Genomic DNA, 15,684 nt, shown 5'->3' on the forward strand with positions numbered 1-15,684 from the left:
TCGAACCCTGTTTATCGATTCGGAAGGTATTTTTTCTATGACGCCAAATCCCGATGCATGAGCGTCGACTCGACGGAACAGCGCATCCTCGATGTGCTGGAGGAGGACGCACAAGCCTCCTACGCGGAGATTGCCGACAGGGCGGGGGTTTCGAAGCCGACGGTCCGCAAGTACATCGACAAACTGGAGTCGGAGGGGGTCATCGTCGGCTACTCCGCCGACATCGACCCGAAGAAGCTCGCGTCGCGGTCCATCGCGCTCGTCGGACTCGAAGTTGCCAGCGAGCGGTACGTCGAAGCCACACGCGAGCTGAAACAGCTCGAGTTCGTCGAGTCGCTGTACGCCTCCTCCGGCGACCACACCCTGATGGCGGAGGTACGGGCCGCGGACGGCGACGCCGTGGGTCGGATCATCGCCGAGGACATCCTCGCCGTCGACGGCGTCGAGGAGGCGCATCCGTCGTTCCTGCAGGAGCGGCTGAAATAACCCCGTTTTACACCTCGCTCGTCGCTCGCGGTTGCTTTGGCGCGTGTGGGCGACGGCCGCAACCGCGAGCGTTTTCCCACCCACGCCCCTATCCACTGACATGCCGACCTACCACCGCGAGACGTGGGTGGACGCGCCGCTCGAAGACGTCTGGGCGTTCCACTCCCGCATCGAGGGGCTGACATCGGTGACGCCCGAGTTCATGAACCTCCGGGTCGAGCGCGTCGTCGGCCCCGACGGCGAGGAGGACCCCGGGATTCTGGCGGCGGGAACCCGCATCGAGATGAGCATGCGACCGTTCGACGTGGGGCCGCGACAGACGTGGACCTCCGTCATCACCGAGCGCGAGGAGAGCGACGAGAAGGCCCACTTCGTCGACGTGATGGAGGATGGCCCGTTCCCCCACTGGGAGCACACTCATCGGTTCTACTCGGGTGACGACGCGGACACGGGCGAGACTCTGGTGTCGGACCGCGTGGAGTTCGAACTCCCGTTCGGCGCGCTGGGCGAGCAGGCCGCGCAGTTCGCCGACCTCGGGTTCGAACCGATGTTCCGCTCCCGGCACCGTCGCACCAAGCAACTGCTGGAGCGCGAGCAGATACCCGCCTGGGTCCACGGCGACGAGACCGAGGAGTAGTCGCGCGTCCACTCGCTCCGGGAGCGGGCCGCACAGTTAACTCCGCGCCGCCCGAACGACCGACCCCATGTACGACGTAATCGTCGTCGGCGGTGGCGCCGCCGGACTGAGCGCGGCGCTTTTCACCGCGAAGAACGGCCTCGACACGGCGGTGTTCGACACCGACGACACGTGGCTCCACAAGGCACACCTGTTCAACTACCTCGGCATCGAGTCGATGGACGGCGACGAGTTCCTCGAGACCGGCCGCGGACAGGTCGACGGGTTCGGTGCCGACCGCCACCAGGGCGAGGAGGTGACCGACGTGGCGGCGACCGACGACGGGTTCCACGTCACCACCGAGGACGACCAGTACGAGGCGACCTACGTCGTGCTCGCCACGGGGACCGACCGGAGCCTCGCGGAGGGGCTCGACTGCGCGTTCGACGGCGACGTCGTCGACGTGGACGTGACCATGGAGACCTCGGTCGCCGACGCGTACGCGACGGGCGCGATGGTCCGCGAGGAGGAGTGGCAGGCCGTCATCTCGGCGGGTGACGGCGCCGCCGCGGCGTTGAACGTCCTTACGAAGGAGAAGGGCGAACATTTCCACGATTTCGACACGCCCGCCGACGCCGAGTAAGCGGGGACCGCGGCCGGGACCGACAGCGGTTTCTCGCCCCGGCGAGAGCCTCGGATGTGTCGCTGTTGGACCGCCTCGCCGACCGGACGCCCCCGATGGCCGCCCTGGCGGTCGCCGTCGCGGCCGTCTCGACGAGCGCCATCCTCATCCGCCTCTCGGACGCGCCGAAGGGGCCGATGGCGTTCTGGCGGGTGACGTTCACCATCCTGCTGTTGTCGCCGCTGGCTGTCCGACGGCGCACGTCGCTCGCGCGGCTGGGCCGTCGTGACGCGCTGTCGGCGGTGCTTGCCGGCGTCGCGCTCGCCGCGCACTTCGTGACGTGGTTCGAGTCGGTCGACCGGACGACGGTGGCCGCGAGCGTGACGCTCGTCACCACTCAGCCGGCGTTCGTCGCCGTCGGCGCGGCGCTGTTGCTCGACGAACCGCTGAACCGGCGGACGATGGCCGGCATCGGCGTCGCGCTCGGCGGCGCGGCGCTGATGTCCGTCGGCGCCGAGCAGGGCGCCGCCCCCGCGCCGCTGGTCGGCAACTTGCTCGCGCTGGCGGGCGCGGTGTTGGCGGGTGCGTACGTGCTCGCCGGGCGGTCGGTCCGCCAGCGGGTCGCGCTCCTCCCGTACGTCACCGTCGTCTACTCGGTGTGTGCGGCCGCACTCCTGGCGTACGTGCTGGCGCTCGGCGACCCGGTGGTCCACTACCCGCCCCACGAGTGGTTGCTGTTCCTCGGGATGGCGCTCGGCCCGGGCGTGATGGGCCACACGGTCATCAACTGGGCGCTCGAACACGTCGAGAGCGCCGTCGTCAGCGTCTCGCTCGTGGGCGAACCCGTCGGCAGTACCCTGCTCGCGCTGGTGATACTGGGGGAGGTGCCCGCCGCCATCACGATACTCGGCGGTGCGGTCGTGCTGTCGGGCATCTACGTCACCTCCTCCGCACGGCGGTGAGCGTCGGTCACGGCCGCCTCAAGCGCCGCGCGGTCGGGGGCGTACGCGAGGTGGCTCCGGCAGTCGCAGTCTGAAGCGCCGAACCCCTCGACGGGACCCTCTGGAAGTGCCCGGGCGACCTCACACTCGGCGTCGACGGGCGTCCGTACGTCGTCGGCGAGTCGCATCGCGCCGTGGCAAAGCAGGTAGTCGACGTGCCAGTGGCGCGTGTCGCCGTCGCCGGCCGCGAGATCGCGGTGACGCTCGACCCGCGAGAAGCCGCCCGACCCGAGCGCGCTCCCGGTGTAGGCGTACCAGCCCGCGGGCAACGCGTGGCGTCCGAGCGCGCCCACCTCCAGCGTGACGGGACGGTCGAGTTCGACGAGCAACGTGTAGATGCCGCCGTTCACGCCCGTCCGTTCGGGCCACCGAGCAAAGTGATGTCGGACAGGCCAGCCTGCCGCTCCGGAATCTTGAGGGTGACCCGACGACACCCACCGATATGACCGACGAGCCCTCCGGGACCGAGACGCCGCCGCTCGACGTGGCGGCGTTCTACGACGAGTACGGCGAACGCGAGTGGGAGCGGCTGGACCGCGACTTCCACCACCGGCTGGAGTGGGAGGCCACCGTCGAGTATCTCGACCGACATCTGCCCGACGAAGGGCGGGTTCTCGACGTGGGCGGCGGCGCGGGCCGATACGCCGTCTGGCTGGCCGAGCGCGGCCACGACGTCCGACTGGTCGACGTGAGCCAGCGACAGGTGGAACTCGCCCGCGAGAAGGCCGCCGACCACGGTGTCGACGACCGGGTGACCGCCGAGGTGGGCGACGTCCGCGACCTCGCGGCCGACGACGACGCGGTCGACGCGGCGCTGTGTCTCGGCGGCGCGCTCTCGCACGTCCTCGACGCCGACGAACGGCGGGCGAGCGTCGCGGAACTCCGCCGGGTCACGCGACCCGGCGGCCCCGTATTCGTCTCGGTGATGGGGCTGATGGCCAGTGTCACGCGGATGATGCGCCACGCCGGCACGCTCCCACCGGAACACGACGAGACGGAACTGCTCCCCGACCTCGTCCGCTCGGGCGACTACGACGCCGATCTGCTGGAGCGACACGACCGCGAGCCAACCGTCCAGCAGATGCATCTGTTCCGCGCCGACGAGTTCGAGCGTCTGCTGGCCGACGCGGGTCTCGACGTGGCGACGCTCGCGGCACTCGAAGGGCCGTTCTCCCAGCGCCGCGAGGACCTGGACGCGCTGTCGGCGGCGGACCGCGAGGCCATCCGCGAGGCGCTCGCGCAGGTCCGCGAGGACCGACACGTCGTCGACCACTCCGCGCACATGCTCGCGGTCTGCTGGACACCGAAGTAAGCCCCGAAAACTCCGAGATAGGCCCGCCCCACCGGACAGTAAGCCCGGCGGCGGCCGGGCAGGTCGCGCCGGTAAGCCCGTCACTGGTGGGGAGCCCACGGCCGGAAAGGGGAGGGACGGGGGATAGCGTTCCTATACGTTTCTGGAAGGTCTCGGCGGTTTATCCTCCGAGACGTGGACCCGTCGAGGGGTGTTACAGATGGCGAACGACACACGCGGAGAGGCGAACGACGGCGACGGCACCGGAACTACGCGCCGGACGGTTCTCGGCGCGGCCGCGCTGACCGGTACGGTAGCGAGCATCGGCGCGTTCGGCGTCAGCGCCCGACAGCAACAGGAGCCGCCGGACGAACTCGACGACACCTACGGGTTCGCGGCGCTGTCGCCGGAGACCGAACCGCCCGTCGAGCCCGACCACCAGGTGGCGCTGGAGATACGCCCGGTCGAGGGGCGCGAGGAACCCGAGTTCGTGTTCGACCCGGTCGGCCTCGCAATCGAACCGGGCGACGTGGTCCGGTTCGACAGCGCCTTGGGGGCTCACTCGGTGACGGCGTACCACCCGGCGCTCGAGCGGGAGCGCCGCGTTCCGGAGAACGTCCCGCCGTTCTCCTCGCCGCTACTGGCGACAGACGGGGCGTACTGGCTGTATCGGTTCGACGAACCGGGCGTGTACGACGCCTACTGTCTCCCGCACGAAGTGTTCGGGATGGTTATGCGGCTGGTGGTGGGAGAGGCGGAGGCATCTCCCAGCCCGGCCACCGTCGGCACGGGGACGGCGGCCGGCGAGGGGACTGGCACGTCGCGAGCCACGACAGACGGCGAGAGCGGCGCGACTATCAATCAGCAGGTCGAGTCACCGAACGGAACAGCCACGGGGACCCCCGGGACCGGGAGAACCACGGACGCGGGGACGTCGCCGACGCCGGCCCAGGATGGGACCGCGACGGGAACGCCCGCCGACGGGAACGGCTTCGAACTCCCCGAATTCCCGCCGACCGAGGCCGCACAGCGCGTGTTCGACGACCCCGCGCTGGACGTGCAGCGCATCGTGACTGCAGGTAGCGTCGCCTGGAACGAACTCTCGTCGGAGACGCGGGGAATTCAGGACGAAGAGACGCCCGGAGAGGAGCCGACACAGAGACAGATTTTGACGGCGCTCTCGGGCGGGAACGTGGTTCCCCCAGTCGAGACGGACGCGTCGGGGAACGGCACGTTCACGGTTACCTCGGCGGGCGCTCTCGACTACGCATTGCGCATCAGCAGCATCCAGGACGTGACACAGGCGCACATTCACGACGGGCGGGCCGGGGAGAACGGCCCCATCCTCTACACCCTCGTCGAATACACGGAAAATGTGGACGGATCCGGTAGCGGGGAGCCACGGTCCGCGACCGGCGACGAGGTCCTCACCATCGAGGGGACCATCGATGACATCGACCCTACCGTGTTCGACACGCCCGGCGACCTCTACGTGAACGTCCACACCGTGGCGAACCCGGCTGGCGAGGTCCGCGGGCAGTTACAGGCGGTCGACGACTCGGCGGACGGAACTCCCGCGGAGGAGACGTCCACCGGGACGGACAGTGGAACCGGGACGGCGACGGACCAACCGGTGGAGTCACCGGAGCCGTAGCCCGCGGACACCGAAATCGAGACTGTCGGCCGGCCAGCATCGAGGGCCGAACCACGACACCGGCAGGCTGGTGGCCGCCGGGAGAACGGGTCCGGCGCTCCCGACTCCCCGTCGCCTCACCGCAGGCCGGGCACCTTGTCGAACAGTTTGAGCGCGCCGGTCGTCACTTTCGCGTACAGCCAGTAGGGGACGCCGTCGGGCGGGGCCATCCCCTGGCCCTTCTGGACGGCGACCGTCTGGGGTTCGGTGTACTTCTTGACCCCCTCGGGGCCGTGTCGACGGCCGACCCCGGAGTCCTTCATCCCGCCCATCGGTGCGTCGATGCTGGAGTAGGCCGCCGCGTACGCCTCGTTGACGTTGACGGTCCCGGCGCGTATCTGTCGGGCGACCTCGCGGCCGAACTCGGTGTCGCCGGTCCAGACGGAGGCGTTGAGCCCGTAGTCGGTGTCGTTGGCCTCCGCGATGGCCTCGTCGGTGTCGGAGAAGGGGTAGACGGAGACGACGGGGCCGAACGTCTCCTCACAGCAGAGGTCCATGTCCATCTCCACGTCCGTGAGTATCGTCGGCTCGAAGAAGTACGGGCCGACGTCCGGGCGCGGCTCGCCGCCGGTGTGGACCGTCGCGCCGCGGGCCTTCGCGTCCTCGACGTGCTCGGTCACCTTCTCCAGTTGTTCCTCGGAGACGAGCGAGCCGACTTCCGCCTCGAAGTCGTAGCCCGTTCCGAGTTCCACGTTCTCGGTGGCGGCGACGAACCGCTCGAGGAACTCGTCGTAGACGTCCTCGTGGACGTAACACCGCTCGATGGAGATGCACAGTTGGCCGGCGTTCGAGAACGAGCCGTGGACCAGCCCCTCGACCGCGCGGTCGAGGTCGGCATCCGGGAACACAAGCGCGGGGTTCTTCCCCCCGAGTTCCAGCGAGTACTTCAGGAGGTTGCGGCCGGCCTGCTCGCCGACGATGCGGCCGGTCTCGGTCGACCCGGTGAAGCCGACGTAGTCGACGCGGTCGGTCATCGCGGGGCCGACGTCCGGCCCACGGCCCGTCACGACCTGGAACAGGTCGGCCGGGAGGCCCGCCTCCTCCAGCAGTTGCTTCCCCTTCAGCGCGGTGAAGGAGGTCTGTTCGGCCGGCTTGAGGACGACCGCGTTACCTGCAAGCAGGGCGGGGAGCGCGTCCGACAGCGCGAGTTCGAACGGGTAGTTCCACGGCGAGATGAGACCGGCGACGCCGACCGGCGTGTGGTTCACCTCCACCTGCGTCATGCCGGGGACGACGCCCTTTCGCTTCTCGCGGCCGAGGAACCGCTCGCCGCGATGCGAGTAGTAGCCGGCCGTCAGCGCACACGACTGCACCTCCTCGAAGGCGGTGCGGCGCGCCTTCCCCGTTTCCAACTGGACGACGTCGAGCAGTTCGCTCTGCCGGTCGAGCACGAGGTCCTGAAACCGGCTCAACACCTCCTCGCGCTCCGCGATGGAGCGGTCGGCCCACGACTGCTGTGCCTCGCGGGCGCGTTCGACGGCCACGTCGACGTCGGCCTCGCCGCACGCGGGAATCGCGCCGACCTGCTCGCCGTCGAACGGCGCCTCGACGGGGATGGTGTCGGTCGTCCCGTCAGCGACGGTCACGAGGTCGACGAGCCCCGCGACCCGCTCGTCGTCGGTGTCGACGTCCAGCGCGGACGTGCCGCTCTCTGATACTGTCATGCCCGGAGACAGCACTCCGACGGGTAAAACGCTACGGGCGTGTTTGCGGGGTCGTTAAAAGGGGAGCGGCGGCGTCAGTGGATGTCGAGCGCTTCGATCTGCTCCTGGTAGCGGTTGCGGATGGTGACCTCGGTGACCTGCGCGACGTCGGCGACCTCGCGCTGGGTCTTCTTCTCGTTACACAGCAGGGAGGCGGCGTAGATGGCCGCGGCGGCGTAGCCGGTCGGCGACTTGCCCGACAGCATCCCCTTCTCGGCGGTGACTTCGATTATCTCGCGGGTCTTCTGTTCGACCTCCTCCGAGAGGCCGAGTTCCGAGCAGAAGCGGGGGACGTACTGGACGGGGTCGACCGGTTCGAGACCGAGCGACAGTTCCTGTGCGATGTAGCGGTAGGTGCGGCCGATTTCCTTCTGTTCGACGCGGGCGACTTCGGCGACCTCGTCGAGCGAGCGGGGGATACCCTCCTGGCGACACGCCGCGTACAGCGCGGAGGTGGCGACGCCCTCGATGGAACGGCCGCGAATCAGGTCCTCCTTGAGTGCCCGGCGATAGATGACCGACGCCACCTCGCGTACCGAGCGCGGCACGCCCAGCGCGGAGGACATGCGGTCGATTTCCGAGAGCGCGAACTGGAGGTTGCGCTCGCCGGCGTCCTTCGTGCGGATGCGCTCCTGCCACTTGCGCAGGCGGTGCATCTGGCTCCGTTTCTCCGAGGAAATCGAGCGCCCGTAGGCGTCCTTGTCCTTCCAGTCTATTTGGGTCGTCAGCCCCTTGTCGTGCATCGTCTGGGTCGTCGGCGCGCCGACCCGCGACTTGGACTGACGTTCGGAGTGGTTGAACGCGCGCCACTCCGGCCCGCGGTCGATGTTTTCCTCCTCGAGTATGAGACCGCAGTCGTCACACATCAGCTCTCCGTCGCCCGTCTTCACGAGTGAATCGGACTCGCACTCGGGACAGCCGGCCTGTTCCTCCTCTTTCTCGGATTCGGCAGCGCGCTCTCGCTGACGTGTGGGCCCTGGCATTACGCTTTTATACTGGAGTCACGCGAGATATAAATCCTTTGCTCACGGAGGCTTTCGCGGCTTGCGTCCCGACGCGGAATCCCCGCGACGGCCGCCGAACGCGGCGAGAAACGCCTAAGGAGCGGCCCGCGGCAGTACCGGTATGCGACTGCAGGAGTACTGGGGTGTCGGCCCGAAGACGGCCGCCCTGTTGGAGGAAGAACTCGGGGTCGAAACGGCCGTCGAGGCCATCGAGTCGGCGGATTCCCGGGCCTTGGTCGACGCGGGACTGGCGCCGGGACGGGCGACGCGCATCCTCCGGCGCGCGAACGGCGGCGCAGGCCTCGACGTGCTGGCGACCGGCGACGCACGCGAGGTGTACCGCGACCTGCTGACGCTGGCCGAAGGGTACGCCGTCACCGAGCGCGCGGCCGACCGCATTCGCGTGCTGACGCCGCTTACCTCACGTGAAGCTATCCAGCGTCGCCTCGACGACGTACAGGAGGCCACCGAGTCCTGGCGCGCGCTCGACGACACGACCCGCGGGGCGGTGCTCGACGCGTTCGAGGAGGGCGAAAGCGGCGAACTCGGCGCGGTCGAGACGGCCATCGCGCTCGCGGAGACGGGCGTCGACTCGGGCGCGTTCCGGCCGGTCGCGGAACTCGATGCCGACGCGCTGGCCGACGCCGCGGTCGCCCTCCGCGCGCTCCGGGGCGACCGTCTCGGCGAAGGCGCGGACGACTCGCTCGACCGACTGCGCGGGGCGCTCGGCGCCATCGAGGATATGGCCGCTGACCCGGGAGACGTGCTGGAGACCGTCAAGAGCGACGCGCGTGACGCCTCGGAGTTCCGCGATACGTTCCTGCGGCACGTCAGCGGGGAGACCGGCCTGCCGGAGAGCGAACTCCGGGAGAGCGTCGCCGCCGACGCCGTCGACGCGGAGGCGTTCGTCACCGAGTCGTTGCGGGCGCTGGCGACCGACCTTCGGGGGCGCGTCGACGAGCGGGAACGTGCCGTCGCCGAACGGCTCCGGAAGACGGTGGACGCCGAACGCGAGTCCGTCGACCGGAGCGTCGAGGTCGTCGAGGAACTCGCCGTCCGTGTGTCGCTCGCGCGGTTCACCGACGCCTACGACCTGGTGCGGCCCACCCTGACCGACGGCGACGCCCTGGCGGTCCGCGGGGCTCGCAACCTCGACTTGCTGGAGACCGGCGAGTCGGTCCAGCCCATCGACTACGCCGTCGGCGACCACTCGCTCGAGGAAGTGCCAGACGACGACCGGGTCGCGGTGCTCACTGGCGCGAACTCCGGCGGGAAGACCACGCTCCTGGAGACGCTGTGTCAGGTGCAACTGCTCGTGCTGATGGGGCTACCAGTCCCGGCCGAGGAGGCGGACGTGGGGCTCGTGGACTCGGTCGTGTTCCACCGTCGACACGCCTCGTTCAACGCCGGCGTGCTGGAGTCGACGTTGCAGTCGGTCGTCCCCCCGGTCACCCGCGAGGGGCGGACGCTGATGCTCGTCGACGAGTTCGAGGCAATCACCGAACCCGGGCGTGCGGCGGACCTCCTCCACGGACTCGTCACGCTCACCGTCGAACGCGAGGCGCTCGGGGCGTTCGTCACTCATCTCGCGGAGGACCTCGAACCGTTGCCGGACGCCGCGCGGGTCGACGGCATCTTCGCCGAGGGACTGACGCCGGAACTGGAACTGGAGGTCGACTACCAGCCACGGTTCGGCCAACTCGGAAAGTCGACGCCGGAGTTCATCGTCTCGCGACTGGTCGCGGAGGCCTCGGACAAGAGTGAGCGAGCCGGCTACGAACATCTCGCGGGCGCGGTCGGACAGGAGATGGTCCAGCGGACGCTGGCCGACGCGCGGTGGAGCGAGTAGCTCACCCGGAATTCTGGTACGAAATCCGACAAGTGAGTGCAGTTTCCGACCGATTCGGAAACGTAGTCGTCGGTAATGTATTATTACTCACGATATTGTCGTATCTAAAAATACACGTTCTTCTTGAGTAATATCTTCCTACCTGATACAATCCCAAATTACTTGACGGGCTGTACTGTCGTTCATGTTGACGTATGACAGGCGGCAGACAGCCGCTGTGCCGCCGTGGATTCCTCACGGCGACGGGCGCAGCGGCGGCGAGTGTCGCGGGGTGTTTGGGGCGGCAAACGAAAACGGGACCCGACGACGGGGCGGGGGCGACGGGCACCACACAGACGAGCGGGGGGACGTTGAACCTGTTCGTCCGGGAGGTTCCACTTCTCGACCCTGTGCAGGCTGACGCGGACAGCACGATAGAGGTCCACCAGCAGTTACACGACGGGCTGACCAACTACGAGAACGGGGAGCCGGCGAACGTGACCAACCTGTTGGCCGACACCATCACCGTCAGTAACGACTACCTGACGTACACGGTGGGCCTGAAACAGGGCGTCTCGTTCCACGACGGGACGGAGGTGACGGCCTCGGACGTGGTCTACTCGTGGGAGCGAGCCGTGCAGTCGTCCAACTCGGACGGTGCGTGGTTCCTGCTGGACCTGCTTGGAGTCCAGCACTCGACGGACAGCAACGGGAACTACGAACCCGGGTCGCTCGCCGTTCGCGCGTCGGGCACGTACACGGTCGAGTTCGACCTCGAACAGCCGTTCTACGCGGTCGAGGAGATTCTCGCACACCCGTTCCTGAGCGTCGTTCCCGAAGGCATCGTGGGCGACATCGACGGCTACCAGGGGCGGATGAGCTACGAGGAGTTCGCAACCGAGAGCGTGGTCGGTGCCGGCCCGTTCGAACTCGACCACCGGTACGAAAGCGCGGAGGTAGTCGCCAACGCGTACTCGAACTACCACGGGACCGTCCCGTCGGTCGACACCCTCTACTGGAGCGAGGAACCCGAACAGGAGGACCGCTGGACGGTCATCAACGACCGGGACGTGGAGGTGTTCGACGTCCCGAACGCGTACTACGACCCGACGAATGTGTCGGTGACTAACACCGACTCGAAGGGACGCAAGACGGGGTCGTACGGCCCCCTGGAGAACGGCGACACCGTCAACTACCAGCGCGTGACCGCGCTGTCGGTGTTCTATCTCGGGATGAACACCCAGAGCGTCCCCGCACCGGTCAGGAAAGCGCTCGCGTATCTGGTCAACCAGGACGCCGTGGCCGCAACCGAGTTCAACGGCCGCGCCGACCCGGCGTACCATCTGACGCCACCGGCCATCTACCCGGGCGGCCCCTCGCAGTACGAGAGCCACGCGTCGAACGACTACCCGTACGGCTACGGGACGAGCGACATCACCTCCGCACAGCAGGTGATGGAGAACGCCGGCTACGGGTCGGGCAACCAGTTCAGCCTGACGTTCTCACACTACAACAGCCAGCGGTGGAGCCAGTTCGCGAGCAACCTCCAGACGGTCGCCGCGGACGCGTACATCGACGTCTCCATCGAGGAGTTATCGTTCGGCGACCTGCTCGAACGGGGACGCAACGGGAACCTGGAGGTGTACACGCTCGGGTGGATCACCGACTATCCCGCCCCACAGAACGTAGTTCAACTCGTCTATCCGCCGCGGACCGACACCGACGACGGCGACGGGGCGCTCACCTACACCAACTGGGACGACCTGAGCACCCAGGCGAAACAGGACGCCACGACGGCGTTCGAGACGATACAGTCGAACACGGAGCCGACGAGCGGCGCGGCAGACAGCCGCGCCAGCGCGGCGGTGACGATGGAGGAAGCCAACTGGGCCGACATGATCGTCCTGCCGATGTTCCACGGGGTCAACGAGCGGTTCTACTACGACGGGGTGGACATCCCGCTGTTCGGAGCCCTCGGACCGGCCGGCCAGAAGTACAACTCGGTCACGCTGAACACGGACAGGGGGCCGGACGGCTCGCCCACCGACCCCGACGGCGACGGGAAGTTCGAGGACATCGACGGTGACGGCCGCATCGACGAGGACGACGCCGAGGTCCTGTTCCACGAGACCGACCAGTTCGACGACCCGTCGAAGTACGATTTCAACGGGAACGGCGAGGTGAACGTCGCCGACGTGCAGGCGCTGAAACACGAAACGGAGAACAAATAGGGGGATTTCGAATGCGAAACACAGCCACAGATTCGACCGAGGTACTGACGGTAGTGGTGGTTGCGGCCGCACTCGTGGTGAGTGCGGCGTTCGCCGGCGTGGGGTTCGGCGCGGCGACGACGACCAACGCGGCCGTGAACACGACGACGACGCCGACGGGCACACCGACTCCGACGGCAGACCAGACACCAACGGGTACGCCAACGCCCACCGACACACCAACGGGTACGCCAACGCCCACCGACACACCAACATCGACACCAGACCAGACGCCGACGCCGGATTCGACGCCGATACCGAACGAGACGGCAACGCCGACACCGACGCCGGATGCGACACCGACCCCTACGTCTGGCGGTGGTGGGGGTGGTAGCGCCGGACCGCTCGGCCTCGCTCACGACGACACCGTCTCCACGACCGGCGGCTTCGAGAACCGGGGTTCGACCCGCGAACCGCGGGTCACGTTCAACCGGTCCGTCGTCATCGAGGGGACGGGCGACGACGGGTTCGTCATCGAGAACGCCGACACCGGGTCGGTAGTTCAGGTAATTCCGGAACAGCGCATCAACGTCTCCGCGACGACGGCGCTCGAACTGGAGGTCGTGACGGGCAACGGCACCGCCGACACCGCGCCCAGTATCGAGCGCGAGGAGAACGGCACGAGCACCGACATCCCGGCGGCGATAAACGGGAGTTTCGCGACGTTTGCCGAGCCGTATTCGAATCTGACGGTGACGTTCGTCAAGAACGGAACGCCCGTCGCGTCCACCGGGAACGCGGCGATCCACCCGGTCGACTACCGGGGGGCTTTCCAGCAGAACTCGACCGAGGGGACCGTCCTCGTGTCGGTCGGCCGCGACGGCCTCCCGAAGCAGTCGATGGTCCAGTACTCGGTGTTCACCCACAACGTCAGCGCCGAACTGTCGTACAACGCGACGGTCGACGCGTTCCGGGGGACGCTCGACGTGTCGTCGCTGGCCAACGACACCTACGAGGCCGGGGCGTTCTTCACCCACCCCGAAGACGGGTTCTACTTCGGGTCGACCCGTCCGCTCGAGGTCAACGGCACCAGCTCCCCGAGCCCGACCGACAACGCGACGGTGTCCATCCGCAACCAGACGACCGACGGCACCTCGCTGGTCGTCGAATCGACGACCGTGCCCGCGGGCGGGTTCGTCGTGATTCACGACACCTCCCTACTGCAGGGTGAGACGTTCGATTCCGTCCGGGGCGCGTCCGACTACCTGACGGCGGGGAGTCACACGAACGTGACGGTGCGACTGGACGACCCGATGTCGGCGAACCAGACGGTGCTGGCCATGCCGCACCGCGACACCGACGACGACCAACGGTACGACTTCGTCAGGACCGACGGCGCCGATGACGGCCCGTACACCGACAGTGCGGGGAACGTCGTGGTCGACTCCGCGTCGGCCACGGTCGACCTCTCGAACGAACCGGGCGCCGTCTCGGTCCAACTGACGCCGGCCGCCCAGCAGTTCGAGGTCGGCGACACCGTCGCCTACCGCGTCGAGGTGCTGAACGCCAGCGCCGGCGTGGGTGCGTACAACATCACGGTGGCGCCGACGAACGGCCCGCCGGTCGAACTGGTCGACGTGCGGTTCCCCGACGCCGACCACACGTCGGCAGAGCTGACCCCCAACGGGCTCCAGCTCAGGGCCGCGGGGCTCGACCGGCCGGTGGAGGCGTTCGACCGCTCGACGGTCGCCACCATCGTGGTGCGGGGTAACGACACCGGCACCGGCACGTTCGAGCCGACGGTCGAGACAGTCGCCGACGAGCGCGGGCTCGAGTACGGCGTCAACGAGGTGTCCGGCGGCGAGTTCGACGTGACGCGGCCGAGCCTCTCGCTGTCGTTGACCGTCGAGAAGGAGGAGACGCCGCTGGGCGGGGAGAACTCCTATCTCCTCGTCGCGGAGAACGTCACCGGCGGCGTCGGTGCGGTGAACGTGACGTTCACGGTCGAGAACGCCACCGTCGCGGACGTCATCGGCGGCAACGTCACGGGCTCGCCCGACAACCTGACGCGGACGAACGGGACGGCCAACGGCGTCGAGACGTTCACCATCCGCGCCGACGGGATGAGTACGCCCGACAACGGGACGTTCGGCATCGCGGGCGTGACCCTCGAAGGCGCGGAGCCAGGGAGCACGTCGCTGACCGCCGAAGCTACGAGCGTCACACGCGAGGACGGTCTCGCGTACGCGGTGACGAACGCGCCGAGCGCGCCGGTCGTGGTTCCCTCGCCGGCCGTCGAGGTGGGCGTCCTCCCCGAGGGCACGAGCGCCCAGCCGGGCGAGACGTTCACCGTCGACATCGCCACGAACACGAACTCGCTGGGGGTGTACGGCGAGGAGTTCACCCTCGCGTTCAACGAGTCGCTGTTGAACGCCACCGACGTGAGCAAGGGGCCGTTCCTCGGGAGCGACGGCGCGACGACCACGGCGTACGGCACCGGTATCGACAACCGCAACGGGACGCTGAACTTCGGCGTCTCTCGGCAGAACACCCAGGAACCCATCTCCGGGACTGGCGTCGTCGCAACGGTCACGTTCCGCGTCGACGCGAACGCGACCCGCGGCGTCACCTCGCCGCTGGCGCTCACCACTGTCAAGGTGTCCGACGAGGAGGCCAACGAACTGGATACGACGGCGTACGACGCGTCCGTGTTGGTGCCCGAGAGCCTGCCGCCGGAGTTGGCGGCCACGCTCGTCTCGACGGTGCCCAACGAGGGCCAGCCGGTCGTCGTCGACACCGTAGCGAACGACTCCGACGGCGTGGTCAGCAACGTGACCCTGGAGTCGGCCGATGGCTCCGTCATCACCAACGCCACCTGTGGCTCGGCCTCCTGTGAACCGACGCTCCGGGCGACGCCGAGATTCTCGACGTGGAACGGCAGTGCCTACGTCAATGCGACGGTGGTGGCCGTCGCCACGGACGACCGTGGCGCGGAAGCCAGCGTCACGCTGGAGTTCCCGGTGTACACCGCCGGTGACGCCAACGGCGACGGGGTGGTCGACATCTTCGACGCCACGGAGGTGGGGACCTCGTGGAACACCCAGCGCGGCGACCCCGGCTACTCGGACGCGGCCGACCAGAACAACGACGGGGTGGTCGACATCTTCGACGCGACCATCCTCGGGACGAACTGGAACGACCAGGCGACAACCAACAGCAGCAGTAGCTAA

General features: G+C 68.2%; 12 protein-coding genes. 9 read left to right on the plus strand and 3 right to left on the minus strand.

What is annotated here, in order from left to right:
- The first annotated feature begins 57 nt into the window (after positions 1-57).
- The 4 genes from lrpA1 to NL112_RS16665 all read left to right on the plus strand — a co-directional run bounded on the left by lrpA1 (position 58) and on the right by NL112_RS16665 (position 2,686).
- The gene (gene lrpA1, locus NL112_RS16650; protein ID WP_255149977.1) at positions 58-486 is read left to right on the plus strand and encodes an HTH-type transcriptional regulator LrpA1; all 429 of its coding nucleotides are present in this window, start codon (positions 58-60) and stop codon (positions 484-486) included.
- Between the two features lie 100 nt (positions 487-586).
- Positions 587-1,123, plus strand: a complete 537-nt coding sequence (locus NL112_RS16655) for an SRPBCC family protein (protein ID WP_255149978.1) — start codon at positions 587-589, stop codon at positions 1,121-1,123.
- 67 nt (positions 1,124-1,190) lie between these two features.
- Entirely contained in the window at positions 1,191-1,745 is a 555-nt protein-coding gene (locus tag NL112_RS16660) for an FAD-dependent oxidoreductase (RefSeq protein WP_255149979.1), read from the plus strand.
- A 95-nt stretch (positions 1,746-1,840) separates the two neighbouring features.
- Positions 1,841-2,686: a DMT family transporter gene (locus NL112_RS16665; protein ID WP_255152616.1), complete on the plus strand. Its 846-nt coding sequence runs from the start codon at positions 1,841-1,843 to the stop codon at positions 2,684-2,686.
- Here NL112_RS16665 and NL112_RS16670 read toward each other — a convergent pair.
- The gene (locus tag NL112_RS16670; protein WP_255149980.1) at positions 2,659-3,075 is read right to left on the minus strand and encodes a GIY-YIG nuclease family protein; all 417 of its coding nucleotides are present in this window, start codon (positions 3,073-3,075) and stop codon (positions 2,659-2,661) included. The two genes, NL112_RS16665 and NL112_RS16670, sit on opposite strands and share 28 nt — an antisense overlap.
- Before the next feature lie 92 nt (positions 3,076-3,167).
- On the opposite strand from NL112_RS16670, the gene NL112_RS16675 reads away from it, so the two are divergent.
- Positions 3,168-4,037, plus strand: a complete 870-nt coding sequence (locus tag NL112_RS16675; RefSeq protein WP_255149981.1) for a class I SAM-dependent methyltransferase — start codon at positions 3,168-3,170, stop codon at positions 4,035-4,037.
- A gap of 199 nt (positions 4,038-4,236) precedes the next feature.
- Positions 4,237-5,670 carry a CHRD domain-containing protein gene (locus NL112_RS16680; protein WP_255149982.1) on the plus strand — a complete coding sequence of 478 codons (1,434 nt, stop codon included), beginning with the start codon at positions 4,237-4,239 and terminating at the stop codon, positions 5,668-5,670.
- Between the two features lie 116 nt (positions 5,671-5,786).
- On the opposite strand, the gene NL112_RS16685 is transcribed toward NL112_RS16680, so the two are convergent.
- The gene (locus NL112_RS16685; protein ID WP_255149983.1) at positions 5,787-7,373 is read right to left on the minus strand and encodes a succinic semialdehyde dehydrogenase; all 1,587 of its coding nucleotides are present in this window, start codon (positions 7,371-7,373) and stop codon (positions 5,787-5,789) included.
- A 74-nt stretch (positions 7,374-7,447) separates the two neighbouring features.
- Positions 7,448-8,395: a transcription initiation factor IIB gene (locus NL112_RS16690; RefSeq protein WP_255149984.1), complete on the minus strand. Its 948-nt coding sequence runs from the start codon at positions 8,393-8,395 to the stop codon at positions 7,448-7,450.
- 142 nt (positions 8,396-8,537) lie between these two features.
- Between NL112_RS16690 and NL112_RS16695 the strand changes: the two genes are divergently transcribed.
- The 3 genes from NL112_RS16695 (at position 8,538) to NL112_RS16705 (ending at position 15,684) form a co-directional block, all read left to right on the plus strand.
- On the plus strand, positions 8,538-10,265 hold the full coding sequence (locus NL112_RS16695) for a P-loop NTPase family protein (protein ID WP_255149985.1): 1,728 nt from the start codon (positions 8,538-8,540) through the stop codon (positions 10,263-10,265).
- Positions 10,266-10,654: 389 nt separating this feature from the next.
- A complete protein-coding gene (locus NL112_RS16700) occupies positions 10,655-12,475 on the plus strand; it encodes an ABC transporter substrate-binding protein (protein WP_255149986.1) in 1,821 nt (606 codons plus the stop codon).
- Positions 12,476-12,486: 11 nt separating this feature from the next.
- The gene (locus tag NL112_RS16705) at positions 12,487-15,684 is read left to right on the plus strand and encodes a DUF7282 domain-containing protein (protein ID WP_255149987.1); all 3,198 of its coding nucleotides are present in this window, start codon (positions 12,487-12,489) and stop codon (positions 15,682-15,684) included.

This window comes from Halorarius halobius, assembly GCF_024298865.1.
GTDB lineage: Archaea > Halobacteriota > Halobacteria > Halobacteriales > Haloarculaceae > Halorarius > Halorarius halobius.